Genomic DNA, 26,402 nt, shown 5'->3' with positions numbered 1-26,402 from the left:
ACAGCCGCCGCGCACCAGGAAGTGGTGCGCGGCGGCAGCGGCGGGATCCGCTGACACTGCGGCAGCGGATCCCGCCGCGCGTCCTGAACCGCTCGGCCCGCGGCCTACTGTGCGAGGAAGGACCACTGCAGGTTCGGGCTGCCGTTCCAGCTCCACTGCTTGGTGACGGACCCCGAGGCGACGTTGCCGCCGCCGTCCAGGACCAGGCCGGTGGTGCGGTTGGCGATGCTGTACTGGCCGTTGCCGCGGTCGGTGATCTGCCACTGCTGGTTGGTGCCGCCGTTCCAGGTGGCCTGCTGCGCGGGTGACCCGTCGGCGGTGGCGCCCCAGCTGTCGGCGACCATGCCGTTGGTGCGGTTGACCAGCTTGTAGTAGCCGTTGCCGAGGTCGACGGCCTGCCACTGGAGGTTGGTGCTGCCGTTCCAGCTCCACTGCTTGAGGTCGCTGCCGTAGGCGACGTTGCCGCCGCTGTCCAGCGCCAGGCCGTCGGTGACGTTGCTGATCCGGAAGTAGGAGGCGGGGTTGAAGATCACCTTCAGCGAGGTGATGGCGTCGTTGTTGCCGGTGGTGCGCAGATCGGGGTTGTCCGCGCTGAAGGTCCACGCGGTACCGGTGAAGTTGTCGCCGGAGTAGCCGACCGCCTGGTAGCCGGCCGGTACGCGCAGGGAGGAGATGCTCTGCGCCGCCAGGCCCGCGCTCTGCAACTGGGCGGCGGTGTAGGAGCCCAGCACCAGCGCGGCCGCCGCTCCCGCGTACGAGACGTCGCCGTACGCGGTGACGGTGCCGGTGCCGCCGGGCTGGAGGACGGGGATCTGGCCGGTGAACGTGAACTTCAGTACGTAGGCGACGGCACTGAACGGGGCCGAGGACGACGGCAGGGTGATGTGCAGGCCGTCGCCGGCCTGGGTCGGCGCGGGCAGGTTGGTGTACGTGCCCGCGGTCGGGTTCAGCAGCTGGACCGAGGCGAGGGTGCCGAGGTCGATGCGGCCGCTCGCCAGGGTGCTGATGGTCGTGGAACTCCCGGGCCAGCCGAGGACCGTGGCGTACAGGACGGTGTTGTCCTTGCTGCGGGTGAACCGGAAGTCCTTGTTCGTGCCCGCCACCGGGGTGGTGAACGAGCCGCCGCCCATCTTGGTCGGGCCCTCGCCGTAGACCGTCCAGGCCCGGGTGGCGTAAAGGGACTCGCCGAACCGGTGGAGGTGGTCGCCGATGCCCAGCAGGACGTCCTTCTGGCCCTGGGGGATCGTCCCGTCGGCCATCGGTGCGATGTTGAGCAGCATGTTGCCGTTCTTGCTGATCCGGTCGATCAGGGCGTGCAGCATCTGCTGGGTGGAGTAGTAGCCGATGCCGACGGTGTAGCACCAGCTGGAACTGGAGATGCTGTCGTCGGTCAGCCAGTACGGGTTGGCGATGTCGCCCGGGCCGCCGCGCTCGTAGTCGAAGATCTCGCCGAGGTTGTCGTAGCCGTCCTTGTACGTGGCCACGACGTCCCGGCCCCAGCCGAGGGCCTGGTTGTAGTAGTACGACAGGAAGTTCAGGCGCTGCGTCTCGTCGACCTTGGAGAGGTCGAAGTCCTCCCACAGGATGTCCGGCTGGGCCAGGTCGATGACCTCCTTCAGCTTCGCGTACCAGAGCTGGTTCTCCGTCGCGGTGTCGAGCTGGCCGAAGAGCTTCTGGAGGCTGGCGGTGGGCTGTGCCGGCGCGTGGTCGTAGTAGCCGTTGAAGTTGTACGCGTGGTGCATCGCCACCAGCAGCTTCAGGCCCTTGCCCCGGATCGCGTCGCGGAAGATCTGCAGCAGGTTCAGCCGCGGCCCGCGCTGTACCGAGTTCCACTCGTTGACCGAGCTGTTCCACATGGAGAAGCCGTCGTGGTGCTCCGCCACCGGCCCCGCGAACCTCGCGCCCGCGTCCACGAAGAGCTGGGCCCAGGCGTCCGGGTCGAAGCCGCCGCCCTGGGAGGCCAGCTTGGGCGCGAACTGCACCCAGTTTCCGGCCTTGTCGCGGGCGCCGTCGAGGAAGTTGTTGTACGGCCACACCGACGGGTCCCCGTAGGTGGCGATGTGATGGCTGTTCACGTCGCTCCCGCCGATGTACATGTTCCGCGGGTACCACTCGCTGCCGTACGCCGGGACGCTGAAGGCACCCCAGTGGAAGTAGATCCCGAACTTGGCGTCCTGGAACCACTCCGGCGCCGGCGGGTGCTGATCCACCGAGGCCCAGGAGGGCGAGTAGGACGACGGAGCGGCGAGCGCCCGCGTCGTACCGAGCGTCAGATTCGCAGTGGCGGCGGCAACGATGCCGGCGGCACTCGAGAGGAACAAGCGTCGGTTGATCGCCATGGCTGGATCCTTCGTCATGGGGTGGGGGAGGCTTCGGGCCGCGACACCGGAGCGTGGGTGGCACGCAACGGACGGCTCGACACGGCCTGCAGGGCGAGAGCGAGGATGTGAGCGATAACAGGACTGCGGCTCAGCCGATTCTGGCAGCGCCAGGACACCTGTCAAGACATAGGACAGGATGAGTCGTTTCCCTCGATACATGGGATGTCTCTGGCTGGTTGGGCGAGCTGGCACGCCGGGGTGCAGGGCTGCCGCAAGCGGATTTGGCGGATATGTGCTGAGCAGGGCCCATATCGCGGTGTCCGAAGTCTCCAGCAGACATGGGATGTTCAGCGACCGGGCGGGCGTGATATCTCTTCGGGGGAGCGCTGCTGCTCGGGCTCGGACCGATGCGCTGAAGCAGGGCCGCCGAGCCGTCGGGGGCGATCCGCCGGCGCTCCACTCGGCCCGAGTCCCGGCCGCACTCCGCCCGGTGGAGCGCCGCAGCCGCAGTGCGGCCGGGTGGACTCGGGACGGGGGAGTGTGTGAGCGCGAACACGTCTGGCCCTACTCGGGATCCGCCGACTGGAAGGACAACTGATGGGAAAGCTGCGGACGGCAGCCATCGTCCCGCTCGTCTTCGCCGTACTGGGTGCACTGACCGCCGGCGCGGCGCCGGCCTCCGCCGCGTCGGACACGCCGTTGCGGGTGATGCCGCTGGGCGACTCGATCACCTGGGGGCTGGGGAGCAGCACGGGCAACGGCTACCGGGGTCCGTTGTGGAACGACCTGGTGGCGGACGGCCACCCGCTGGACTTCGTCGGCTCGGTGCGCAACGGCTCGATGCCGGACCCCGACAACGAGGGGCACTCCGGGTACCGCATCGACCAGATAGCCCCGCTGGTCGACGCGTCCCTGGACCGATTCCGGCCCAACGTCGTGACGCTGGAGATCGGCACCAACGACCTCAACCAGGACTACCAGGTCTCCACCGCCACGGCCCGGTTGAGGTCGCTGATCGACCAGATCACCGCCGACGTGCCCGACGCCACCGTGCTGGTCGCCTCGTTGATCGTGTCCACCAGCTCCAGCGAGGAGCCGTACCGCGCGGCGTACAACCAGGCCATCCCGGGCATCGTGAACAGCGAGCAGGCGGCTGGCAAGCACGTTGGATACGTTGACATGAGCGCGCTAACGACGGCCGACCTGGCCGACTACCTGCACCCCAATGACAGCGGCTACCAGAAGATGGCGGACGCCTTCCACCGCGGCATCCAGGCCGCGGACAGCGCCGGGTGGTTGAGGAATCCGGTGCCCGAGGCCGCCCTCGTCCACTCCGGCGCCGCCGGCAAGTGCCTCGACGTCAACGGCGCCAACCCCGCTGACGGCACGTCCGTCCAGATCTGGAGCTGCAGCGGCAGCGCCAACCAGCTCTGGTCCGCCTACCCGGACGGCACCCTGCGTTCTCTCGGGAAGTGCCTGGACGCGGCGGGCCAGGGCACCGTCACCGGCACCAAGGTGCAGATCTGGGCGTGCGACGGCGGTGCCAACCAGGTCTGGCAGCCCTACAACGGCGGCTACCGGAACCCGGTCTCCGGACGCTGCCTCGATGATCCGGGCTACTCCGCCACCGACGGCACCCAGCTCCAGCTGTGGGACTGCAACGGCGGCTCCAACCAGCAGTGGAGCTGGCAGTAGCGAGGACGAGGCCGTGCCGGCGGAGTGCGGGGGCGGGGGACTGCACAGGTCGCTCCGAGACGGCCGGTGCGGACCGCGGAGATTTTTCTGATCGGACGGCAACCTTTCGGCGCCCGGCGGCCACTGAGGGGTGAAGGGCGACGGCGGGCCGCGGTCAGGCCGCCCGCCCGGCCGAACTCCACGCACTCCGATCGGGAGCCACCCGTGTCACCTGACGACCTGACGACCTCCGTGCCGTCCCAGCCCGGGCCCCGGGGCCGCGTGCGCCGCCGCATCGTGGCGGGGGCGGTGGCAGCACTGCTCGCCGGTGCCGGCGCGGGCGTCCTGGCGCTCGACGCGAGCGCCGCGGCGACCGTCGCGGTCACCGTCGACGCCGGCACCTCGCTGGGCACCGTGCCCGGCGGAGCGATCGGCCTCAACACCGCCGTCTACGACCCCAAGATGAACGACGCCACGGCGGCGTCGCTGATGAAGGACGCCGGGGTGCGGCGGCTGCGCTTCCCCGGCGGCTCGTACGCGGACGCCTACCACTGGAAGACCCACACGATGGAGGGCGGCGCCTACATCGCGCCCGGCACCGACTTCGACCAGTTCATGGCCACCGCCAAGACGGTCGGTGCCCAGCCGATCATCACGGCCAACTACGGCTCCGGCACGGCCGAGGAGGCCGCCGACTGGGTCAAGTACGCCAATGTCGACAAGGGTTACGGCGTCAAGTACTGGGAGATCGGCAACGAGATCCCCGGCAACGGGTACTACGGCAGCAAGTGGGAGCTCGACAACCACGCCGACAAGAGCGCGACGGCGTACGCCACCAACCTGCTCGCCTATGCCAAGGCGATGAAGGCCGTGGACCCGACGGTGAAGATCGGGGCGGTGCTGTGCACTCCGGGCTCCTGGCCCGACGGGATCACCGGTCCGGGCGACAGCGCCGACTGGAACCACACGGTGCTGTCCATCGCCGGCAAGTCGATCGACTTCGCGATCATCCACTGGTACCCGGGCGGTACCAGCACGGCCGACCTGCTGAACGCCCCCGCCAAGATCGCCGGCACCACCGCGGCGGTCCGCTCGCTGATCAACACCTACGCGGGCCCGCACGCATCCTCGGTGGAGATCGCGGTCACCGAGACCGACAGCGCCGAGTCACCGGTCAACACCAGCCAGGCCGCCGCACTGTTCGCCTCGGACACGTACATGAACTGGCTGGAGCAGGGGGCCGCCAACGTCGACTGGTGGGACCTGCACAACGGGCCCGACAAGCCCGCCGCCGTCAACGGCGAGACCGACTTCCACGACCAGGGCGTGCTCTCCTCCGGAAGCTGCGTCAGCGGGGGCCCCTGCGAACCGGCCGCCCAGACACCGTTTGCCACCTACTGGGGCATCCGCGCGCTGACCGCGCTGGCCCAGCCCGGTGACACCATGGTCAAGGCCTCCTCCCAGAACCCCTCGGTGGCCGTGCACGCCGTGCGCACCGCCGGCGGCGGGCTGAACGTGATGCTGATCAACAAGGACCCGGAGAACGCGGCCCAGGTCTCGCTCTCCTACACCGGGTACACCCCGGCCCCGGGCGCCGCCACCACCGTCTCCTACACCAAGGGCGGCACCGCCCTGACCACGGCTCAGCAGGGCTCGGCCGCCGGCCAGACGCTCCCGCCGTACTCGATCACCACCCTCCAGCTCAAGCCGGCCTCGACGGCCACCAACCCCACGCCCGCGGCCCCGTCCACCGCGCCGGCTCCCGTCGTGGCCGCTCCGTCCACCTCGCCGGCCCCCGTCGCGGCCGCGCCGGCCCCTGCCGCCAGCGGCACCGTGGGCAGCCGCGCCCAGGCCGCTGCCGCAGCCGGTGGCCAGCCCGCCCAGGGCAGCACGAACTCCGCCTCGCCCGCCCAGGGCAGCACGAACACCGCCTCGCCGATCGCCAAGCCGACCGGGACCAACACGGCCGGCGGCCTCGCCTTCACCGGAACGAACGGCACCGCGCTCCTCTACAGCACCGCCGGCGGTCTGATCGCCCTCGCGGCCGGCGGCGTCCTGGTCCTGCGCGCACGCCGCCGCAAGGGCGCCCACGGCAGGTGAGACCGCACCAGGGCGACGGCCCGGCAGCAACCACCCGCCAGTGGGAGGCGCGCCGGGCCGCCTGCCTCGGGACCGATGATCCGGTGCTCCCGGACCATCGGCCTGACGTGGCGTCAGCTGCCGCTCGGTGCAGATCAGGACGGGATGATCTGCCACTGCTCCTGGGGAGCCGCGCCGTACGAGGACTGGGTGAGCACGGCTCCGTCCGCGGTGGAGCCGGAGTCGACGCCCAGGGCCAGGCCGCTGAACCGGTTGGTGAGGAAGTAGTGGCCGTCGCCGGTGGGTGTGATGGCCCACTGCTGCTGGGGGGCGTCCGCGTCGCCCCAGATGTCGGCGTGCGCGCCGTCGGCCCTGGAGAGCCCGCCGATCTCCAGGAGGGTGCCACTGTTGACGTTGCGGACCTTGTAGTAGCCGTCGTCGGACCGGACGATGGTCCACTTCTGGTTCGCGTGGCTCTGCCAGGGCCACTGCAGGACGGCGGTGTTGTTCGCGGTGCCCGCTCGCGAGACGTCGGCGACCTTGCCGCTGTGGCGGGCGACGAGCCGGTAGGCGGTGCCGTCCCCGGGGAAGGTGCTGGCGACCAGGGCGGGCACGGCGGTGCGGCCGCCGATGCGCAGGTTGCCGATGGTGGCGTAGCCGCCGGTGCCGGCGGTCACCTGGATGCGGAGGAACCCGGCGTTGACGGCCGGCCACTCGACGATCTTGGTGGTGTGGTCGCCGGTCCAGGAGGCGGTGGCGACCCGGGTGAAGGACGTGCCGTCGGTGCTGGTGGAGACGGTGCAGGCGGTGATGTCGCCGTAGGTGTTCGTGCTGCTGGTGCGGTTCCACTGCTTGGGCAGGTACTCGAGGGAGGAGATGTTGCTCCACACTCCGCCGAGGTCGATGGTGATCGTCTGCGGCAGGGGCAGGCCCGTGGTGGACCAGCAGGTCTCGAAGCCCTTGTCGCTGAGGCCGTCGATGGCGTTGAACGGCCCTGCGCCGGTGCTGGAGGCGGTGGCGTAGGCGGCCACCGGGGTGACGGGGTCTTCGACGCGGAGCGCCTGGGCGGGCAGCGGCGGCCGGTTGGGGTCGGGGTTCCAGGCGGCACCGACCTGGGCGAGGCGGTCGACGATGTTGGTGTCCAGCACCCCGTCGCGGTTGGGCGGGCAGTTGAGGATGAACGAGGTGTACTTGGGTTCCAGGTCCGCCAGGTGGGCGAGGATCGACGACTCGCTCATCGGATCGGTCGTCGGGGTGGCGGGGTGCCAGAACCAGCCACGGCTGATCGTCTGCCCCTGGAGCGAGGCGTGGGTGTTGCCGGCCGGTGAGGTGACGCCGAGCGGCTCCTCGAAGTAGATCGCGTCGCCGAGCCAGGGCACCGAGAGACCGCCGTGGTCGATCATCACGATGTCGGGCTGCAGGGACTTCACGTGCTCCCTGATCCGCTGGTACGGGACGGCCTGTTGGCCCATCTGCCAGGCGTAGCCGTCGGTGACGAAGAGGTCGATGGTCCCGTAGTCGGTGAGCAACTCGGTGATCTGGCCGAGGATGTAGGTGATGTCGGCGGGCTGCACGGCCTGGTCGGCGGGCACGTGGTGGCGGGCGTCGTAGGCCTGCACCGGGTGGGTCCGGTCCCAGAGGGAGAAGTACAGGCCCACCTTGAGGCGCTGGGCCCGGAAGGCGTTGACGTACTGCTGCACCACGTCGTGCGGGTAGGAGCTGTGGGCGACGTTGTAGGTGTTGTAGGCGCTGGGCCACAGGCAGAACCCGTCGTGGTGCTTGGTGGTCAGGACGCCGTAGCTCATCTTCGCCGCGGCGGCGGCCGACGCCCACTGGGCGCAGTTCACCGCGGTGGGCGCGAACCGGGTCGGGTTCTGGTCGGGGGAGGCCCACTCCTGATCGGTGAACGTGCCCATGTTGAAGTGGTTGAACATGCCGAACCGCATGTCGGCCAGCTTGCTCAGGTTCGTCTGGGGGTCCGCGGTGGCCGCGGCCGCTGCCTCGGGCAGCAGGCCGGAGAAGGCGGGGAGCACCGGTAGGGCTGTCGCGGCGGCCGCGACCCCGGTCGCGGTGAGGAATCTCCTGCGGCTCATGTGTTCTGACGGCACGGCTCAGCTCCAGGGTCGGTGGGGTGGAACGAGGATGTGTCACGTCCGATGACGGGATGTCGGCCGGCGGCCCGGCGGAGGAAGCCCGACGGGTGCTTGGCACCCACCCGCTCCTCCGCTGCCCGAGCCCCGGCCGCGTCACCGCCGGCGTAGCGGTGACGCGGCCGGGGCGCCGTTGTGGTGCGGTTGTGGTGCCCCGCCGGGCTCAGCCCCAGGGCTGGTCGGCCGACCAACTGGTATCGGCGGCCCAACTGGTCTTGCTGTCCCAGGCGTTCGATCCGCCGTTACTGGCGATGTAGACGGTGAAGTTGTAGTGGCGCAGGTACTTCGTCGGGTAGTTGGCGGACTGGAAGGAGATTCCCTGCCCGCTGTTGCCCGGGGTGGGGCAGAAGGTGGCGTCCTGCGCGAAGGTGCCGGAGCCGGTGTCGGCGCTCAGGTAGAGCTCGTAGTTGTAGTGGTGCAGGTACTGGCCGGGGTTGTTGGCCGACTCGAAGGTCAGGCAGGAGGTGTTGGCCAGGCCGGCGCGGACGATCCAGCTGGCGTCGGCCTTGGCGGTGGCCGGGCTGGAGGAGTTGATGTCGGAGATGACGACCTTGTTGTCGGCGTCGTCGTGGCGGAGGTAGTCCGAGGTGCAGCAGGGGGCGGTGGTGGCCTGCAGGGAGACGCGGGAGCCGGGCTTCAGCGCGCCGGTGCTGGTCGAGCCGCTGGTGTAGCCGGCGGCGGTGATGTTGGCCTGGACGGCGTCCTCGGTGGCGTCCGAGGGGTAGCCCGAGGTCATGACGCCTTCGTAGAAGGTGCCCGCGGAGCCCTTGCTGTTGTCACCGCCGATGCCCAGGATGATCGCCCCTTCCTTGTGCATCGGGTTGTAGCCCGAGACGTTGGGGCGCACGCCGCTGTAGTAGGTGGAGAGGCCGCCCGACTGGGCGTTGCCGCCGCGGATGGCCCACTGGTTCTGGCCGCCCTTGACGATGGCGGTCTGGAACCGGTTGGTGACGGTGGGGTCGCCCGCGTTGAGGTGCTGGTTGACACCGGAGAACAGGCCGTTCTCCAGGTCGGCCATGATCCAGGGGCCGGTGCCGCTGCCGGTGCCCCAGTGGTTCTCGGTGCCGAAGTAGATGGCCTCCATGTGGCCGTTTCCGGTGTCGTGGTTGTTGGTCTCGGCGTTGCCGTAGTCGAAGCAGCAGCCGTTGTCGAAGTGGGTGCCGTCGAAGATCGCGTACTCGCCCTCCGCCTGGTCGCCGGTGGCGATGCCGTGGGTGGTGTCGTTGCGGTAGCCGGTGCCGGGGGCGACGTAGACGCCGTACGCCTCGTGGCCGCCGACGGTGACCGGCGCCTCGAAGGCGTTGGCGAGGTTGTCCGGCCCGCTCGCGGCTCCGCCCGCGGGTGCCTGGGTGAGGTTGTTGCCCTTGCCGGACTGGTCGTAGATGACGGTGATGACGCAGCTGGTGTTCGCGCAGAAGGAGTCCTGGGCGGCGGCGTCGGCGTATCCGCCGGTGCTCAGCAGGCCGATGTCCTTGGTCGTGCTGTCGGAGGCGCGCTTGAGCTGGTACAGCGGGCCGTTGTAGCCGCCGTAGAGGGCCCGGGTGGTGCTGTGGGCGGCGACGCAGGGGGTGCCGCCCGCGGCGTAGAGGTCACAGGGGCCCTGGGTGGCGGCCTGCGAGGTGGTGGCCGTGGCGGTGAGCAGGCCGGCGGCGAGCACGGCGGTGGTACCGGCCGCCAGCAGCGCGCGCCTGGCGCGGCGGATCCACGGGGGCACGGACATGGAGGACTCCTTCATGGAGCGGGGTGGGGTGGGAGCATCGACGAACGCCGGCTGCCCGGCCGTGCGCGTGGCACGGATCGCGTCGACGCCTTCGGGTCCGGTGCGGAGGCGGCTGTCCTGCGCACCGGAGTCGGGAGAGGGGCTGCTCGTCAGCTCCAGGGGGCGGTGGCGAGCCAGCTGGTGTCCTGGGCCCACAGCGAGGTGGTGTCCCAGGCGTTGGTACCGCCGTCGCTCGCGATGTAGGCGGTGAGGCCGTAGTGGCGGAGGTACTTGGCCGGGTAGTTGAAGGATTGGAGGGAGTAGCCGGTGCCGGCGTTTCCTGCCTTCGGGCAGAAGGTCGCGTCGGCGGCGAACTGGCTGGTCCCGTCGTCGGGGTTGAGATACAGCTCGAACGCGAAGTGCCGGAGGTAGCTGCCGGGTGCGTTGGCCGACTCGAAGGAGAGGCAGCTGCTGTCGGCCAGTCCGGGACGGACGAGCCAGCTGGCGTCACCCTTGTCCGTGGCCGAACTCGACGCTGTGATGGGGGAGATGACGACCTTGGAGTCGGAGTCGTCGTGGCGCAGGTAGTCCGAGGTGCAGCAGGCGGTGGTCGCCCGCAGCGAGACCCGGGAGCCGGGCGTCAGCGACGGGGTGCCGGTGGAGGTGCTGTAGCCCGCGGCCGCGATGTTGGCCTGGACCGCGGCGTCGGTGGCGTCGGACGGGTAGCCCTTGACCATGGCGCCCTCGTAGAAGGTGCCCGCGCTGGCGTTGTGGTTGGTCTGGCAGCAGTCGCCGCCGCTGCCGAGGATGACGGCGCCCTGCTTGTGCATCGGGTCGTAGCCGGTGGGCAGTGCGCCGCTGTAGAACTGGGTCAGGCCCCCGGACTGGGCGTTGCCGCCCTGCAGCGCCATCTGGGTGGTTCCGTTGTTCTTCAGCATCGCCGTGACGAAGCGGCTGGTCTCCGAGACCTGCTTCGGGTTGAACGCCTTGCTGCCGCCGGTGAACAGGCCGTTCTCGATGTCCGCCTGCACCCAGGGGCCGGGTCCGGTGCAGCCGCCGAACCAGCACTCCGTGCTGAAGTTGATCGCGTCCATGGCGCCGTTGCCGTCGGCGTGGTGGTCGGTCTCGGTGTTTCCGTAGTCGAAGCAGCAGCCGCCGTTGGCGTGCGTGCCGCTGGTGACCATGTACTCGCCCTCGGGTGAACTGCCGGTCGGCACGCCCCCGGTGGAGTTGTAGGCGAAGTAGCTGTTGCCGGGGTTGATGTACAGCGCGTAGGCCTTCTGGCCCGCCACGGTCACCGCTTCGGTGCTCGCGGCGGCCGCCGCGTCGGCGCCGCCGGTCCCGCCGGGGCCCTGGTAGACCAGGGTGTTGCCGCCGCCGGTCTGGTCGTACAGGCGGGTGATGGTGCAGCTGGTGCCCGCGCAGAAGGCGTCCTGCGCCGCGGCGTCGGCGACGCCTCCGGTGGACAGCGGCGCGATGTCCCGCACCGCGCTGTCCGAGCTGCGCTGCACCTGGTAGAGCGGGCCGCCGTAGGCGGCGAACAGCGCGCGAGTGGTGCTGTGCGCCGCGACGCACGGCGTGCCGCCGGCGGCGTAGATGTCGCAGGGCTCCTGGGCGGCGGCCTGCGAGGGGGTGGCCGTGCCGGCGAGCAGGCCGACGGCGAGCACGGCGGTCGCGCCCGCCGCCAACAGCGTCCGCCGGGCGCGGCGCAGCCAGGAATGTACGGTCATGGACGAACTCCTTCGGGGGTGGGGGAGCGAGGAGCCCGACGATTGTTAGCGCTAACAATCTCAGGAACGGGAAGGAGCGGGGGCACGCAAAGGCGGAATGGAAGGCCACGGGCGCCGCAACGGCATCACTATGACTACATGTTGAAGCACCGTCAAGGCGTCGCGCACGGGCAAATTGTTAACGCACACATCAACAGGGCCGATGTCGCCGGCGGGCAGCACACGGCACTCGGGGGCCATCCGCCGTGGAGTGTCGCCCTCTTGACAGTCCACGGACGGTCGGGCAACGTCTCACACCGAAATCTCAGCGAAACATCCTCCCCTCCGCCCTCCCGTCTGGAGCGGGGCCGCGCCGGGGTTTGTTAGCGCTAACAGTGACGTGCTCAATGCAGAGCAGGGAGAGCGGCATGAAGGCAACCGCAGTGAGGGGCCGACGGAAACTCGGCAGCCTCGGCGCTGGGATCATGGTCGTCCTGGGCGCGTTCGTCGGCACCGCGGCCTCGACGGGTGCGGCGCACGCCGCATCGCAGGGTCCGTGTGACATCTACCAGGCCGGCGGCACGCCCTGTGTCGCGGCGCACTCCACGACGCGTGCGCTGTACGGGTCGTACAACGGTCCGCTGTACCAGGTGCGGCGGTCCTCGGACGGGGCGAGCGCCAACATCGGTCTGCTCTCCGCGGGCGGGGTCGCCAACGGCGCCGCGCAGGACGCGTTCTGCGCCGGCACGAGCTGTGTGATCACGGTGATCTACGACCAGTCCGGGCGGGGCAACAACCTGACCCCGGCTCCGGGCGGTGGAGAGGTGGCGACCCCGGACAATCCCGCCGACGCCACCTCGGCGCCGGTCACCATCGGCGGGCACAAGGCGTACGGCGTGTTCATCTCCGCCGGTGTCGGGTACCGCGACGACACCACCAACGGCGTCGCCACCGGGGACAGTCCGGAGGGTATGTACGGCATCGTGGACGGCACGCACTACAACAACCAGTGCTGCTTCGACTACGGCAACGCCGAGACCACCAACCACGACGACGGCAACGGCACCATGGAGGCCATCTACTTCGGCAATGCCAAGTACTGGGACACCGGCGCCGGCAACGGCCCGTGGATCATGGCCGACCAGGAGAACGGCCTGTTCTCCGGCTCCCAGACCAACAGCCCGAACCCCGGCGACCCGGTCGTCAACCACCGCTTCACCACCGCGATGCTCAAGGGCGGGTCGAACCAGTGGGCGCTGCGCGGCGGTGACGCCCAGTCGGGAGGCCTGTCCACCCTGTTCAGCGGACCGCGCCCCACGGGCTACAACCCGATGCACAAGGAAGGCGCGATCCTCCTGGGCATCGGCGGCGACAACAGCAACGGCGCGGCCGGCACCTTCTACGAGGGGGCGATGACGCAGGGCTACCCGTCCGACGCCACCGAGAACGCCGTGCAGGCCAACATCAACGGCGCCGGATACGCTCCCGGCAGCGGCGGTGGCAACGCCATCGGGGCCGTGCACGCGGACGGCGCGGGCAAGTGCCTGGACGCCCCGGGCGCCAGCACGACCGGTGGCACGCAGCTGCAGATCTGGGGCTGCAACGGTCAGACCAACCAGACCTGGACCCGCACCCCCTCGAACCAGCTGACCGTCACCAACAGCGGCACGACGGACTGCCTGGACGCCAACGGCGGGGGCACCAGCGCCGGCACCAAGGTGATCATCTGGCCCTGCGACGGGGCGAGCAACCAGCAGTGGCAGTTCAACTCCGACGGCACCATCACCGGCGTGCAGTCCGGGCTCTGCCTGGACGTGACCGGAGGGGCCACCGCCGACGGGACCCTGGTCGAGCTCTGGAACTGCAACGGAGCCGCCAACCAGCAGTGGAACCTCGGATGACCGGATAGCCTTGCCCGCTCCGGGCAGGACAAGCAGGTGTGGGGGGGGGGCCGGCCCCCGGGCCCCCCCCCCCCCCGGGGGGGGGGGCGCCCCCGGGGGCCCCCCGGGGGGGGGGGGGCGCGGGGCCCCCCCCCCGCGCCCCCCAACCCCCCCCCCCCCCCCACCCCCTCCTTCGGCCCCCCCGGCCCCCCCCCCGGGCCCCCCGGGGGGGGGGGCGCGGGGGGGGGGGGCGCCCCCCCCCCCCCCCCCCCCCCCCCACACCTGTTGGGGCGGTCCGCCACTGGTCACCAGCGTGGAGGCGGAGGCCGCGGTACCGCCCGCCGGCTCCACCTCCGGCGTCCCTCAGCCGAACAGGCGGCGCTGGATCTCCCGCCGGTAGTCCTCGAGTGTCCGGTCGAGGTGCACGACCGTGGCCGCGGCCGCCTCCTCGGGGCGGCCGTCGCGGATGGCCCGGTAGATCGCCTCGTGCTCCTCGACCGCGGCCTTGGCGGCCTCGCCGAGGACGTCGTGGATGCCGATGGCGCTGGACTGCCGCTGCAGGCGGCGGGCGTCGCGCACGGAGCTGAGCAGGAAGGCGTTGTGCGAGGCGGTGGCCACGGCCGTGTGGAAGTCGTCGTCGGCCTGGTTGAACACGTTGACCTGGCTGTGCTCCATCCCGTGCCGGCACTGCTGCATGGCGAGCTCGATGGTGCGCAGCTCGGCCGGTGTCGCCCGGGTGGCCGCGAGACTGGCGGCGGCCGTCTCCTGGACCTTGCGGAACTCGAAGAGCATCAGGACGTGATCGAGGTCGACGGGACGGAAGAAGCCGCCCCAGCGGCTGGTGATGAGCATGCCCTCGTCGTCGGCGACGAACAGGCCGCGCCCCTTGTGCGCCCGGACCCGGCCGAGCGCCGAGAGGATCTTCACGGCCTCCCGCACCACCGCCCTGCTGGTGTGGAGGGTCTGGGCCAGATCGTGCTCGGTGGGCAGCCGGTCGCCCGGTGCCAGGTTCCGCTCGGCGATGTACTCGAGGATCTGCTCCGACACGATCTCGTACCCGGGCCGGTAGTCCCGACGCTCCTCGGCCGAGCCGTTCACCGCTGCGGCAGCAGCAGAAGCCCGCGCAGGCACGGCGGCTTCGGTCGTGGGCGTGTCGTTCATCTGTCCTGCCTCCGGATGACTGGCGCGTGCGCGGCTGATCGCCTTCGAGCGAGCACAGCATAGCGCAGTACATCAATGAGTCCTACTCATATGGGACCACCTATCGATGTCCTGGCAGGCAGCAGAATGGGACAAATCGCCATAGAAATCACGTAACTGTGCTGCGGGGGTCGGCTTTCGGCGGCAAAAGAATCAGATTGGATATGTTCAGGCTCTTGACGATGCCCTCGATAGGGCGGCTAATTTATGCCCGAGGGCAGCGGAACAGCAGTCCTCGGCACCACCCGACGCCCGACCGGGACGGTCAGGCGTCGCCCCACCCCCCACTTCCCGACCCCGGTCGGGGCCTCTGCAGTGGAGTCGCTCATGACCGTCAACAAGCCGCTGGCCGGCGAGAAGGCAGTGCCCAGCAAGAGACGAGCGGTGCTGCTGGCCGCCTGCGCGGCCACGCTGGCAATGACCGTGGCCGCCTGCGGCGGCAGCTCCGCCGGCAAGACCACCAAGGACGGCTTCGCCCAGGTGGCGCAGACCGACGGCGCGGTGACGGTCTGGGTCGACGCGACCCGGCTGGCCGCCGCCAAGCAGTACCAGGCGCTGCACCCCGAGGTGAAGATGAACATCGTCAGCTATGACGGTGACGCCAACGGGTCGAACTACCTGCAGACCAAGGTCCAGCTCTTCAACCGGACCGGCAAGGGCTGGCCGGACCTCGTCTTCAGCTCGCAGAACAACGAGACGTCCTGGGCGGTCGACGCGGGCTTCGCCGCACCGCTCGACAAGGGCCTGATCCCGGCCGAGACCCTGTCGGGGTTCGCCAAGGGCGCCAACGACGTCTGTACGGTCAACGGCACCGTCTACTGCCTGCGCAACGACCTCTCGCAGACGGTGCTCTGGTACAACGCCCCGCTGATGCAGCAGTTCGGCTACACCGTCCCGAAGACCTGGGAGGAGTACCAGGCGCTCGGTGCGAAGGTGGCCGCCGAGCACCCGGGCTACCTGGTGGGCGACGCCGGCGACTCCTTCACCCCGGAGATCTACTTCTGGGCGGGCAAGTGCGGGGCCAACCACATCACCGGGCCCAAGGCCGTCTCCGTGAACACCGGCGGTCCGGAGTGCATCAAGATGGCCCAGCTGATGGACACGCTGGTCAAGAACAAGTCCATGTCCACCAGCGGCGTCTTCAGCACCGACTTCGCCAAGAACGAGAAGGACAAGGTCCTGCTGATGCCCGGCCCGGCGTGGTACGGCGGCGCGGTGTTCCACGACACCCTGAAGGTCCCGGAGAAGACGATCAGCGTGGCTCCGATGCCGCAGTGGCAGGGCGACCCGGCGCCGAGCGTCGGCAACGTCGGCGGAGGCACCTGGCTGCTGTCCCAGCACTCCGCCCACCTCAAGGCGGCCACCGACTTCCTGAAGTGGGTCACCACCGACAACGCCTACCAGGGCGAGAAGGCCCCGGGCTTCCCGGCGTACGCGCCCGCCGCCGAGAACTGGCTGAAGGCCCAGGCCGCCTCCGGGTACTTCGCCGGGGACCTCGGCGCCCTCGGCGACGCCTCCTCCCAGGTGTGGCCGGACTGGGGCTCGGGCCAGTTCAGCCAGGAGGCGGTCTGGGCCGCCACGGTCAAGCCGGGCATGACCCAGGGCCAGAGCATCGTCTCCCTGCTGCCGGCCTGGCAGGACTCGATCGTCAAGCACGCCGAGTCGCTCGGATACAAGGTCTCGCAGTGAGCACCACCGTCTCTGCGGCTGGCTCCGGCCGACGCCCCCGCGGCGTCGGCCGGAGCTGGGCCGGGCCGGCCTTCGTCGCCGGCTACGTGCTCCTGCTGGTCGCCTTCGGCGTTCTCCCGATCGGCTACGCGATCTACTTCGCCTTCACCGACGGGGGCGGCTCGTTCTCGGGCTTCAGCAACTTCGTCAGCACGGCGCAGGACTTCCGGTTCGTCGACGCGATCGGCCACGTCGCGCTCTACCTGCTGTTCTGGCTGCTCTCACTGGTCGTGTTCGTGGTGGGGCTGGCGCTGCTGCTGCACCGGGTCTCCTCCGGTTGGGCCAGCCAGGCGCTCCGCTTCCTCTACTACATCCCCGGGGCGCTGGCGGGTGCCGCGAGCGTGCTGGTCTGGCTGTTCATGCTCGACCCGACGGTGAGCCCGGTCAGTTCGCTGCTCGGCGCGCTCGGGTTCCACACCTTCGGCCAGGTCGTCGCGCCCGGCAACCTGCCGGTGCTGTTCACCATCATCGCGTTCTGGACCGGGGCCGGCGGCTGGATCGTCGTCATGTACGGGGCGCTCAACAACATTCCGAGTGACGTCCTGGAAGCCGCCCGGATCGACGGCGCGAGCGCCTGGCAGACCGCCTGGCACGTGCAGATCCCCATGCTCCGCAAGTGGATCGTCTACATGGTGATCCTCGCCTTCGCGGGCGGCGCCCAGCTCTTCGTCGAGCCGCAACTGCTCTCCATGGCCAGTGTGGGCGAGGCCGGCCGGGACTACTCGCTCAACCAGCTGACCTACGACTTCGCCTTCCAGATGAACAACATCAACGGCGCCGCCGCGGTCTCCATGGAGCTCCTGGTCGTCAGCGTGTCGGTGGCCGGCGTCTTCATCGCACGTTCGAGGTTCTTCGATGCCGACTGAGACACCAACCGACCCCGTGGCCGCCACGCCACGCACCGGACGGGAAGCAAGCGCCATGACCCGAGCACCGCACCGGACGCCGCGGCGGACCCACCGGCCCGTGCGCCGGACCTCGTACCGGCTGCTGGTCGGTTCGGTCCTGGCGGTGTTCGTGCTGTTCTTCGTCCTGCCGGTGCTCTGGCTCCTCCTCGCGGCGACCAAGACCGACCAGCAACTGGTCAACGACAACCCGCTCTCCTTCGGCTCCTGGGGCACGCTCGCGGACAACTGGCACGCGCTGAGCGGGTTCCAGGACGGCGCGATCCTGCTCTGGCTGGGCAACTCCGCGCTCTACGCCGCCATCTCACTGGCCATCACGCTCTGCGTGTCGGTGCCCGCGGGGTACGCGCTGGCCATGACCGAGTTCCGCGGCCGGAAGACCCTGCTGGTCGCCACCCTGGTCGTGATGCTGATGCCGAGCGCCACGCTGGTGGTGCCGCTCTTCCTGGAGGTCAACGCGGCGCACCTGATCGGCACGATGTGGTCGATCATCCTGCCCTACTCGTTCTACCCGTTCGGCGTGTACCTGACGTACATCTACTTCAGCACCGCCGTGCCCAAGGACCTGCTGGCGGCCGCGCGGATCGACGGCTGCTCCGAGTTCGGGGTCTTCCGCCACATCGCGCTGCCGCTGGCGACACCGGTCATCGCGCTGGTGGGCTTCTTCAGTTTCGTCGCCAACTGGACCAACTACTTCCTGCCCTACGTGATGCTGCCCGAGAGCGACCAGATGCCGATCCAGGTGGGCGTCGGCACGCTGCTCAGCAGCGTGCCGCAGTTCAACCCGACCGTCGGCTCGCTCGCGATCGAGCGCCCGCAGCTGGCACTCGCGACGCTCGTGGCCATCACGCCGGTCCTGGTGGTCTTCCTCTTCGCCCAGCGCTTCCTGGTCAGCGGGATGCTCGCCGGCGCCACCAAGGAATGACGCTCGCACCGTCCTCCCGATCGGAGAACCTCCCCATGTCCCCCAACTCCACCGACCACTCCCCGGGCGCGGACGCGACAGCGCCGGCGGCCGAGATCCGGGCAGGCGTGCCGCTGCTCGAACCGCCCGGCTGGGCGGTGGCGCAGCGCTCGCTGTTCGACCTGCTCGACCACGGCTGGCGCCGGTTCGCCCGCGACTTCACCGGCCCCGACGGCCGGCTGAACTACAGCGGCCGGCTGACCACCCGTGACGGCGTCGACGACTTCTACGAGGTCTTCTTCAACTGGCCCCAGCTCTACCTCCTCGGCGGCGCCGACGACCTGCTGGCCGCCAGCGAGAAGCACTGGGAGGGGGTGACCCGCCACCTCACCGAGCTGGGCATGCTCAAGGACGAGTACGAGCGCGGCTACGACTGGTTCCACCAGGGCGAGAGCCTGCTGCTGCTCTACTTCCTGTGCATGGCCGATCCCGAGCGCTGGTCCGAGCGCGCGCTGCGGTTCGCCGAGCTGTTCGTCGACCCGGCGCACGGCAACTACGACCCCGCGCACCGCATGATCACCCGCCCGCACAACGGCAGCGACCCGGACCGGCGGGGCCTGTCCGACGGCGAGGTCTACCCGTGGCTGCAGAAGGAGGCCGACACCTACGGCTACCCGCTCGAGTGGCTGCCCGAGGCGGCGGACGGCCCGTTCCCGCTCGACGCAGACCCGCGGCTGGGCGCGCAGATGCGCGAGCGGATGGGCGTCGGCGACACGGCGGTCAACCTCGCGGCGGCCGGCCTGGTGCTCAACGCCTGGATCCTGTCCGGTGAGCAGCGCTACCGCGACTGGATCGTGGAGTACGTCGGCGCCTGGCGGGAGCGCACCGAGGCGAACGGCGGCCTGATCCCGGACAACGTCGGCCCGGACGGCGTGGTCGGCGGCCTGCTGGAGGGCCGCTGGTACGGCGGCCACTACGGCTGGTCCTGGCCGCACGGCTGGCACAGCGTGGGCCACGCGGCCTGCGTGGCGGCGCTCGCCGCGGCCCTGGCCACCGGGGAGGAGGACTACCTCTCCATGGTCGGGACCTCGCTCGACGCCCTCATCTCCCGCAGCAAGGTGATGCCCTTCACCGAGGCGGACTCCAGCCTGAAGTCCAAGTGGGTGGTCGAACTCGCCTCGGACGTCGACACACCGACGCCGCACCTTCCGTTCCGCCGCAACGACTCGGGCTGGTTCGACTACAACCCGGTCACCCTGCCGGTGCCCATGGCGCTGTGGCACCACACCGGTTCCGTGGCCGACCGCACCCGGCTCGAGAAGCTGCGCGCCGCGGACGGGCTCGACTGGAGCACCGTCCGGTCGTTCCGGGCCAAGGAGGAGTCCGGGCACGAGAAGGCCTGGTTCGCGTTCCTCGCCGGTGACGACCCCGGCTACCCCGAGCGGATCCTCGCCGCCGCCCAGGCCCAGGTCCGCCACCGCCTGCGCCGGATCGACCGCTACCGCGACCTCGAGGTCGAGGAGGCCGACATCCACGTGTGGCAGCAGTGCAACCCGGTGGCCACCGAGGCCCTGGTCCAACTGACCTGGGGCGGCCCCCAGGTGCTGTACGGCGGCGGCCTCCAGCAGGCCCGGCTGCGCTACCACGACGCCGAGGCCCGCCGTGCGGGGCTGCCGCGGGACGTGGCCGCGCTGGTCACCTCCATCGACCCGGCGGCGACCACCGTCGAACTGGTGAACCTCTCGCCGGAGGCGGAGCGCACGGTGGTCGTCCAGGCCGGCGCCCTCGCCGAGCACACCATCGCCTCGGTCCGGTACACCACCTGTGCGGACGAGGGCTGGATCGGCGACATGTACGACTACGGCCACACCGAGCCGGTGGTCGGCGAAGCCGAGACGGCCTGCGGCGACGCGTTCCTGTCGGTCCGGCTGCCCGCGTCCACCCGCATCCGGATGACGCTCCGGCTCGAAGTCCGCACGCGCACCCCCAGCTACCGCTCGCCGTTCGACACCCCGGAGGAGACCGTCGCATGAAGCGCTTCGGCCAGACCATCAGGCTCCGCCCCGAGCACCGCGAGCAGTACCTCGAACTCCACTCCGCCGTCTGGCCCGGAGTCGAGGCGGCCCTGCGCCGGGCGCGGATCCGCAACTACAGCATCTTCCTCCACGGTGACGTGCTGTTCGCCTACTTCGAGTACCACGGCGAGGACTTCGAGGCCGACATCGCGGCGCTGGAGGCCGACCCGGAGACCCAGCAGTGGTGGAAGCTCACCGACCCCTGCCAGGAGCCCTGGCCCGACCGGGGCGACTCCCGCCAGTGGACGGAACTCACCGAGATCTGGCACCTGGGCGAGTCCGACGAGCACGTCGCCGGCTGACCGGTCCACTCCAGACAACCCCACCCGGAGCCTCCAGTGACCACCCCCAGCACGCCACCGGTGCTGATCGACGCCCACCACCACCTGTGGGACCTCGTACAGCGCCCGCAACCGTGGCTCGACGACCCGGCCCTGGCGTCGATCCGCCGCACGTTCACCCCGGACGACCTGCGCTCCACCGCCACCCGGGCGGTGGCCGGCCGCCGGCTGCGCGGCACGGTGGCCGTGCAGTGCATGCCGGAGGTGCCGGAGACCGAGGACCTGCTCGCGCTCGCCGAGCGGGAGCCGCTGATCGAGGCGGTGGTCGGCTGGGTGGACCTCACCTCTCCCGCGGTCGGCGACGAGCTCGACCGGCTGCTCGCCGGACCGGGCGGCGGCCGCCTCCGGTCCCTGCGCCACCTGGTGCAGGGCGAGCCGGACCCGCAGTGGCTGCAACGCGCCGACGTCGAAAGGGGGTTGGCGGCGGTCAGGGACCGCGGCCTCGGCTACGACGTGCTCGTCCGCAGCCACCAGCTCGACCAGGCGGTCCGGCTGGCCGAACGCTTCCCCGACCTGCCCCAGGTACTCGACCACGCGGGCAAGCCGGACCTCGTCCGCGGCGAACGAGGGGAGTGGGAGCGCGGGTTGCGGCGGCTGGCCGCGCACCCCCAAGTGGTCTGCAAGGTGTCGGGACTGATCACCGAGGCCGACCACGACACCTGGACCACGGCCGACATCCGGCCGGCCTGGGACGTCCTGCTGAGCGCCTTCGGCCCCGACCGGCTGATGTTCGGTTCCGACTGGCCGATGGCGAACCTCGCGGGCGGCTGGAACCGCTGGGCCGCCACCGTGGACGAACTCCTCGAGGGCTGCTCCCGCGACGAGGCCTCGGCGATCCTCGCGGGCGCCGCGACCGCCTTCTACCACCTCACCAGTACCGAAGAGACCCGGGAATCACGATGACGCTTGCTGTCCGCTACAAGTCCGCCCGCACGCTGGACACGGCCTCGGTCGAGCCCTCCGAGCCGGGCCCGGGCGAGGTGCTGCTGGCCCCCGCCTTCGTCGGCATCTGCGGCACCGATCTGCACATCTTCCACGGAGACATGGACGCCCGGGTCGCCGCGCCGGCCGTCATCGGGCACGAGATGTCCGGCCGGATCGTGCGGGTGGGCGCCGGAGTGCAGGGCTGGCAGCCGGGGGACACGGTGACGGTGATGCCGCTGCGCTGGGACGGCACCTGTCCGGCGTGCCTGGCGGGGCACCAGCACGTCTGCCAGAACCTGGACTTCATCGGCATCGACTCCCCGGGCGCGATGCAGCAGCGGTGGACCGTGCCGGCCGCGACGCTGATCCGGCTGCCGGCGTCGCTGGCCCTGGACCACGCCGCCCTGTTGGAGCCGACCGCGGTCGCCGTGCATGATGTCGGGCGCGCCGGAGTGCGGGCTGGCGAGCGGGTCGTGGTCGTGGGCGGCGGTCCGGTCGGCGTCCTGATCGCGCTGGTCGCCCGGGCCGCGGGCGCTGACGTGCGGGTCGTCGAGCTCAGCGCTCACCGCCGGCTGCTCGCCGAGGAGTTGGGGCTGACGGCGTGGAACCCGGTCGACCAGGACGTACCGGCCCTGGTGCAGGAGTGGACCGGCGACGCGGGGGCGGACGTCGCCTTCGAGGTGTCCGGCGCGGCCGGCGGGGTCGACACCGCGGTGGAGGTACTGGGGGTGCGCGGCCGGCTCTGCCTGGTGGCCATCCACGCCCGTCCGCGCGAGCTCAACCTGCACCGCTTCTTCTGGCGCGAACTCACGCTGGTGGGCGCCCGGTTGTACGACCGCTCGGACTTCGAGAAGGCAGTGGGGCTGGTGGCCGACGGCACGATCCCGGCCGAGCGGCTGATCAGCAGGGTCGTGCCGCTCACCGAGGCGCAAGCGGCGTTCGAGGCCCTGGAGGGCGGCGGTGACGTGATGAAGATCCTCGTGGACTGCACCGACGACTCCCAGGGAGCCTGCGCATGAACGCCTTCGACCTCACCGGCAGGCTCGCCGTCGTCACCGGGGCCCGGCGCGGCATCGGCCGGGCCATGGCCCGCGCCCTCGCCGAGGCCGGCGCGGACGTCATCGGTGTGAGCGCCTCGATCGAGGAGTCCGGCAGCGGCGTGGAGAAGGACGTGCTCGCCGCGGGCCGCACCTTCGAGGCCATCCGCACCGACTTCGCCGACCCGGACGCCGTCCGGGCCCTCGGGGCGGACCTCGCCGGACGTGAGCGCCCGGTGGACATCCTGGTCAACAACGCGGGCACGATCCGCCGCGCCCCGGCCGCCGAACACTCCGACGCGGACTGGGACCTGGTCCTCCAGGTCAACCTCAACGCGCAGTTCGCCCTGTCCCGGGCGGTGGGCGCGGCCATGGTGGCCCGCGGCCAGGGAAAGATCATCTTCACGTCGTCGCTGCTCAGCTTCCAGGGCGGCATCACCGTGCCCGGCTACACCGCCGCCAAGCACGGCATCGCCGGCCTCACCAAGGCGCTGGCCAACGAGTGGGCCGGGCGGGGCGTCAACGTCAACGCCATCGCGCCGGGCTACATCGCCACCGACAACACCCAGGCCCTGCAGGACGACCCGGTGCGCAGCAAGGCGATCCTCGAGCGCATCCCGGCCGCCCGCTGGGGCCGCGCGGAGGACCTGGCGGGCGCCACGGTGTTCCTCGCCTCGGATGCCGCCGCCTACGTCCACGGCACCGTCCTGCCGGTCGACGGCGGGTGGCTGGGCCGATGAGCGGCAGCGACCTGGCCTCCGTCCTGGCGGGCGCCCGCGTGGTGCCGGTGCTGACCGTGCCCTCCGCCGCGTCCGCCGGTCCGCTGGCCGAGGCGCTCGCGGCGGGCGGCGCGCGGTGCGCCGAGGTCACCTTTCGTACGGCCGACGCCGAGCGGGTGGTCAAGGCGATGGCGGCCCACGGGGGCCTGGCCGTGGGTGCCGGGACCGTCCTCGACCCCGAGCAGGCGGAGCGGGCGGTGGCGGCCGGGGCCTCGTTCGTCGTCTCCCCGGGCCTGGACGAGGACGTCATCGCCAAGTGCCGCGAGCTGGGCGTGCCCGTGGTGCCCGGGATCGCCACCGCCACCGAGCTGATGCGCGCCCTGCGGGCCGGCCTCGACACGGTCAAGCTCTTCCCCGCCGAGGCCGTCGGCGGTCTGCGGGTGCTGCGCTCGCTCGCGGCGCCCTTCCCGGGCGTGCGCTTCATGCCCACCGGTGGGATCGGCCCCGCCCAGTTGGCCGACTACCTCGGCGAGCCCTCGGTCCTCGCGGTCGGCGGCAGCTGGATGGCGACGCCCGCGCACCTGGAAGCCGGCGCCTACGCGGAGATCGGCCGCCTGACCGCCGAGGCCGTGCACGGGAGTTCGACATGACGGAGGTGCTGGCCCTGGGCGAGGTGATGCTCCGCTTCGACCCGGGCGAGGGCAGGATCCGCACCGCGCGGGCCTTCCAGGTCTGGGAGGGCGGCGGCGAGTACAACGTCGTGCGCGCGCTGCGCCGCTGCTTCGGCCGGCGCACGGCCGTGGTCACCGCGTTGGCCGACAACCCGGTGGGGCGCCTGGTCGAGGACCTGATCCTGCAAGGTGGTGTCGACACCTCGCTGATCCGCTGGGTGCCCGCGGACGGCACGGGCCGCACGGTGCGCAACGGTCTCAACTTCGTCGAGCGCGGGTTCGGCATCCGCGGTGCACTGGGCGTCAGCGACCGGGCGGGCACCGCGGTCTCGCAGCTGCGCAAGGGAGACGTGGACTGGGACGCGGTCTTCGCTTCGGGGCCGCGGTGGTTCCACACCGGCGGCGTCTTCGCAGGACTGTCGGACACCACGGCGGACGTCGCGGACGAGGCCATGGCGGCCGCGCGGCGGCACGGCGCGACGGTCTCCTACGACCCCAACTACCGGCCGAGCCTGTGGGACGGCAGGGGCGGACCCGAGCGGGCGCGCGAGGTCGACCTGCGGCTGGGCCGTCACGCCGACGTCATCGTGGGCGCGCTGGGGATGGCCGGCAGCCATCCGGGAGCGGAGCGTCTCGGTGCCGACGAGGTGCCGGACGCGCTCGCCTCGGTGGCCGGCCTGTTCCCCGGAGCGCGGGTGCTGGCGACGACCCTGCGCGAGGTGCCCTCGGCCGGGGTGAACGACTGGTCGTCGGCCGCCTGGTCGGTGGAGACCGGCCACGTGCTCGGCCCCTCGATGCCCGGCCTGCACGTCCTGGACCGGATCGGCTCCGGCGACGGCTTCGCCGCCGGACTGATCCACGGCCTGCTCGAGGATGCGGGACTGGAACGCGCCCTGGCCTACGGGACGGCCCTGGGCGCCCTCACCATGACGACACCCGGTGACAGCGCGACAGCCTCGTTGGCCGAGGTCGAGGCACTGATCGCGGGCGCTTCCGCCGCCGTCCGCCGCTGACCGGCATTCCACCCCCTACCGACTGGGAGTACCTCTTGCGCCTCCGGAAGATCCAGCACACACCGGTGGCGGTCACCGCACTCGGCTTCGGCGCCTCGGTGATCGGGAACCTGTACCGGGTCACCCCCGACGCCGACGCCGGCGCCGCGATCGAGGCGGCCTGGGACGCCGGCATCCGCTACTTCGACACCGCGCCGCACTACGGTCTGGGCCTCTCCGAGCGGCGCCTGGGCGCCGCGCTGCGGCAGCGCCCCAGGGAGGAGTACGTCCTCTCCTCGAAGGTGGGCCGGCTGCTCGTGCCCAACGAGCAGCCGCGCGGCACGGACACCGACGGCTTCGCCGTGCCCGACGACCTGCGCCGCCAGTGGGACTTCAGCCGGGACGGGGTGCTCCGCTCCATCGAGCAGACGCTCGAACGCACCGGCCTGGACCGTCTGGACGTCGTCTACCTGCACGATCCGGACGACCACTGGCAGCAGGCCGCCGAGGAGGCCATGCCCGCCCTGGCCGACCTGCGCGACCAGGGCGTGATCGGCGCCATCGGCGCGGGCATGAACCAGTCGGCCATGCTCGCGCGCTTCCTGCGCGAGACCGCGGCCGACGTGGTGATGCTCGCCGGGCGCTACACCCTGCTCGACCAGTCCGCGCTGGACGACGTCCTGCCCGCCGCGGCGGAGCTTGGCAAGAGCGTCGTCGCGGTCGGCGTGTTCAACTCCGGGCTGCTCTCCCGGGACCGGCCGGCCGCGGGCATGAAGTACGACTACCAGGACGCGTCACCGGACCTCGTCGACCGGGCGCGGGCCATCGCCGAGCTCTGCGAGCAGCACGGCACCACGCTGCCCGCCGCCGCCATCGCGTTCCCGTTCACCCACCCCGCCGTCGTCAACGTCACCCTGGGCATGCGGACCGCCGAGCAGGTCGCACGCAACGCCGAGCTGGCCGGTCGGCCCGTCCCGGCCGCCCTCTGGGAGCACCTGCGCTCCGCCGGCCTGATCAGGTCCGACGTGCCGAGCCCGGATGCCGCCGTTTCCTGACGGCCCCCACCCGTGGCCATCACCGGTGGCACAGAACTGACGCGACCACAGGTCGGAGGGCAGCCGGACAACCCGGCTGCCCTCCGGCGTTCTCGCGCGACCGCTCCGACCCGTCATCATGCCGACCACACCCGATCAGAATGGATCACAACCAAACATAAGAATAGGAAATCGCCTCCGTAGTACGGAGTCAAGGGGCTGGGAAGTCGCTCCCCATGTGCCGGACCACAAGTCGCGCCGCGTCACCTGATGGCTCGAGACATCCCATGTCTGCCAGCAGCCTCGTGCATCCCCTTGACCGCATCGTTTGATCGAGGCATGCTCATCCAGGCTCAAGTC

19 protein-coding genes are annotated in these 26,402 nt (G+C 71.0%); 14 read left to right on the top strand and 5 right to left on the bottom strand.

The genetic code is table 11. From position 1 onward, the window contains the following. Positions 1-104: 104 nt before the first annotated feature. On the bottom strand, positions 105-2,339 hold the full coding sequence (locus ACFYNO_RS23900) for an alpha-L-fucosidase (protein ID WP_388015894.1): 2,235 nt from the start codon (positions 2,337-2,339) through the stop codon (positions 105-107). Positions 2,340-2,918: 579 nt separating this feature from the next. Here ACFYNO_RS23900 and ACFYNO_RS23895 point away from each other — a divergent pair. Next, complete coding sequence (locus ACFYNO_RS23895) at positions 2,919-4,016, top strand: ricin-type beta-trefoil lectin domain protein (protein ID WP_388015891.1); 1,098 nt, start codon at positions 2,919-2,921, stop codon at positions 4,014-4,016. A 204-nt stretch (positions 4,017-4,220) separates the two neighbouring features. Next, positions 4,221-6,095, top strand: coding sequence for a cellulose-binding protein (locus tag ACFYNO_RS23890; RefSeq protein WP_388015888.1), 1,875 nt, complete (start codon positions 4,221-4,223; stop codon positions 6,093-6,095). Positions 6,096-6,229: 134 nt separating this feature from the next. Here the strand turns inward: ACFYNO_RS23890 and ACFYNO_RS23885 are convergent, their stop codons facing one another. The 3 genes from ACFYNO_RS23885 to ACFYNO_RS23875 form a co-directional block, all read right to left on the bottom strand. Continuing rightward, on the bottom strand, positions 6,230-8,167 hold the full coding sequence (locus ACFYNO_RS23885) for an RICIN domain-containing protein (protein WP_388015885.1): 1,938 nt from the start codon (positions 8,165-8,167) through the stop codon (positions 6,230-6,232). Positions 8,168-8,387: 220 nt separating this feature from the next. Beyond that, complete coding sequence (locus ACFYNO_RS23880) at positions 8,388-9,944, bottom strand: alpha-L-arabinofuranosidase B (RefSeq protein WP_388015882.1); 1,557 nt, start codon at positions 9,942-9,944, stop codon at positions 8,388-8,390. 149 nt (positions 9,945-10,093) lie between these two features. Beyond that, positions 10,094-11,653: an alpha-L-arabinofuranosidase B gene (locus ACFYNO_RS23875; RefSeq protein WP_388015879.1), complete on the bottom strand. Its 1,560-nt coding sequence runs from the start codon at positions 11,651-11,653 to the stop codon at positions 10,094-10,096. Positions 11,654-12,060: 407 nt separating this feature from the next. Here ACFYNO_RS23875 and ACFYNO_RS23870 point away from each other — a divergent pair, with 407 nt between their 5' ends. Next, complete coding sequence (locus ACFYNO_RS23870) at positions 12,061-13,533, top strand: arabinofuranosidase catalytic domain-containing protein (protein WP_388015876.1); 1,473 nt, start codon at positions 12,061-12,063, stop codon at positions 13,531-13,533. A 342-nt stretch (positions 13,534-13,875) separates the two neighbouring features. Here ACFYNO_RS23870 and ACFYNO_RS23865 read toward each other — a convergent pair whose 3' ends face one another. Further along, positions 13,876-14,673: a FadR/GntR family transcriptional regulator gene (locus tag ACFYNO_RS23865; RefSeq protein WP_388015873.1), complete on the bottom strand. Its 798-nt coding sequence runs from the start codon at positions 14,671-14,673 to the stop codon at positions 13,876-13,878. Positions 14,674-15,039: 366 nt separating this feature from the next. Here ACFYNO_RS23865 and ACFYNO_RS23860 point away from each other — a divergent pair, with 366 nt between their 5' ends. From ACFYNO_RS23860 to ACFYNO_RS23810, 11 genes are all read left to right on the top strand, one after another. Next, a complete protein-coding gene (locus ACFYNO_RS23860) occupies positions 15,040-16,401 on the top strand; it encodes an ABC transporter substrate-binding protein (protein WP_388015870.1) in 1,362 nt (453 codons plus the stop codon). Then, positions 16,398-17,306 carry a carbohydrate ABC transporter permease gene (locus ACFYNO_RS23855; protein WP_388015867.1) on the top strand — a complete coding sequence of 303 codons (909 nt, stop codon included), beginning with the start codon at positions 16,398-16,400 and terminating at the stop codon, positions 17,304-17,306. Before ACFYNO_RS23860 ends, ACFYNO_RS23855 begins: the two co-directional genes overlap by 4 nt. 121 nt (positions 17,307-17,427) lie before the next feature. Continuing rightward, positions 17,428-18,270: a carbohydrate ABC transporter permease gene (locus ACFYNO_RS23850; protein WP_388015930.1), complete on the top strand. Its 843-nt coding sequence runs from the start codon at positions 17,428-17,430 to the stop codon at positions 18,268-18,270. Positions 18,271-18,305: 35 nt separating this feature from the next. Then, the gene (locus tag ACFYNO_RS23845) at positions 18,306-20,282 is read left to right on the top strand and encodes a hypothetical protein (protein WP_388015864.1); all 1,977 of its coding nucleotides are present in this window, start codon (positions 18,306-18,308) and stop codon (positions 20,280-20,282) included. Then, positions 20,279-20,626 (top strand): L-rhamnose mutarotase, encoded by a 348-nt coding sequence (locus ACFYNO_RS23840; protein WP_388015861.1) that lies wholly within the window; start codon positions 20,279-20,281, stop codon positions 20,624-20,626. Before ACFYNO_RS23845 ends, ACFYNO_RS23840 begins: the two co-directional genes overlap by 4 nt. A gap of 36 nt (positions 20,627-20,662) precedes the next feature. Beyond that, the gene (locus ACFYNO_RS23835) at positions 20,663-21,568 is read left to right on the top strand and encodes an amidohydrolase family protein (protein ID WP_388015858.1); all 906 of its coding nucleotides are present in this window, start codon (positions 20,663-20,665) and stop codon (positions 21,566-21,568) included. Beyond that, on the top strand, positions 21,565-22,608 hold the full coding sequence (locus tag ACFYNO_RS23830) for a zinc-binding dehydrogenase (protein ID WP_388015856.1): 1,044 nt from the start codon (positions 21,565-21,567) through the stop codon (positions 22,606-22,608). Before ACFYNO_RS23835 ends, ACFYNO_RS23830 begins: the two co-directional genes overlap by 4 nt. Further along, positions 22,605-23,366: an SDR family oxidoreductase gene (locus ACFYNO_RS23825; protein ID WP_388015853.1), complete on the top strand. Its 762-nt coding sequence runs from the start codon at positions 22,605-22,607 to the stop codon at positions 23,364-23,366. Before ACFYNO_RS23830 ends, ACFYNO_RS23825 begins: the two co-directional genes overlap by 4 nt. Then, positions 23,363-23,995: a bifunctional 4-hydroxy-2-oxoglutarate aldolase/2-dehydro-3-deoxy-phosphogluconate aldolase gene (gene eda, locus ACFYNO_RS23820; protein ID WP_388015842.1), complete on the top strand. Its 633-nt coding sequence runs from the start codon at positions 23,363-23,365 to the stop codon at positions 23,993-23,995. Before ACFYNO_RS23825 ends, eda begins: the two co-directional genes overlap by 4 nt. Beyond that, positions 23,992-25,029: a PfkB family carbohydrate kinase gene (locus tag ACFYNO_RS23815; RefSeq protein WP_388015839.1), complete on the top strand. Its 1,038-nt coding sequence runs from the start codon at positions 23,992-23,994 to the stop codon at positions 25,027-25,029. The genes eda and ACFYNO_RS23815 overlap by 4 nt, the downstream gene beginning before the upstream one ends. A 35-nt stretch (positions 25,030-25,064) precedes the next feature. Beyond that, the gene (locus ACFYNO_RS23810; protein WP_388015836.1) at positions 25,065-26,063 is read left to right on the top strand and encodes an aldo/keto reductase; all 999 of its coding nucleotides are present in this window, start codon (positions 25,065-25,067) and stop codon (positions 26,061-26,063) included. Positions 26,064-26,402: the final 339 nt, after the last annotated feature.

The sequence above is a fragment of the Kitasatospora sp. NPDC006697 genome (assembly GCF_042869935.1).
GTDB lineage: Bacteria > Actinomycetota > Actinomycetes > Streptomycetales > Streptomycetaceae > Kitasatospora.
This window is presented reverse-complemented; position numbering and strand designations above follow the sequence as displayed.

Coding starts and splice junctions, on each gene's coding strand:
- ACFYNO_RS23900 (WP_388015894.1), bottom strand. CDS start 2,339: ATGGCGATCAACCGACGCTTGTTCCTCTCGAGTGCCGCCGGCATCGTT.
- ACFYNO_RS23895 (WP_388015891.1), top strand. CDS start 2,919: ATGGGAAAGCTGCGGACGGCAGCCATCGTCCCGCTCGTCTTCGCCGTA.
- ACFYNO_RS23885 (WP_388015885.1), bottom strand. CDS start 8,167: ATGAGCCGCAGGAGATTCCTCACCGCGACCGGGGTCGCGGCCGCCGCG.
- ACFYNO_RS23880 (WP_388015882.1), bottom strand. CDS start 9,944: ATGTCCGTGCCCCCGTGGATCCGCCGCGCCAGGCGCGCGCTGCTGGCG.
- ACFYNO_RS23875 (WP_388015879.1), bottom strand. CDS start 11,653: ATGACCGTACATTCCTGGCTGCGCCGCGCCCGGCGGACGCTGTTGGCG.
- ACFYNO_RS23870 (WP_388015876.1), top strand. CDS start 12,061: ATGAAGGCAACCGCAGTGAGGGGCCGACGGAAACTCGGCAGCCTCGGC.
- ACFYNO_RS23865 (WP_388015873.1), bottom strand. CDS start 14,673: ATGAACGACACGCCCACGACCGAAGCCGCCGTGCCTGCGCGGGCTTCT.
- ACFYNO_RS23860 (WP_388015870.1), top strand. CDS start 15,040: ATGACCGTCAACAAGCCGCTGGCCGGCGAGAAGGCAGTGCCCAGCAAG.
- ACFYNO_RS23845 (WP_388015864.1), top strand. CDS start 18,306: ATGTCCCCCAACTCCACCGACCACTCCCCGGGCGCGGACGCGACAGCG.
- ACFYNO_RS23840 (WP_388015861.1), top strand. CDS start 20,279: ATGAAGCGCTTCGGCCAGACCATCAGGCTCCGCCCCGAGCACCGCGAG.
- ACFYNO_RS23830 (WP_388015856.1), top strand. CDS start 21,565: ATGACGCTTGCTGTCCGCTACAAGTCCGCCCGCACGCTGGACACGGCC.
- ACFYNO_RS23825 (WP_388015853.1), top strand. CDS start 22,605: ATGAACGCCTTCGACCTCACCGGCAGGCTCGCCGTCGTCACCGGGGCC.
- eda (WP_388015842.1), top strand. CDS start 23,363: ATGAGCGGCAGCGACCTGGCCTCCGTCCTGGCGGGCGCCCGCGTGGTG.
- ACFYNO_RS23815 (WP_388015839.1), top strand. CDS start 23,992: ATGACGGAGGTGCTGGCCCTGGGCGAGGTGATGCTCCGCTTCGACCCG.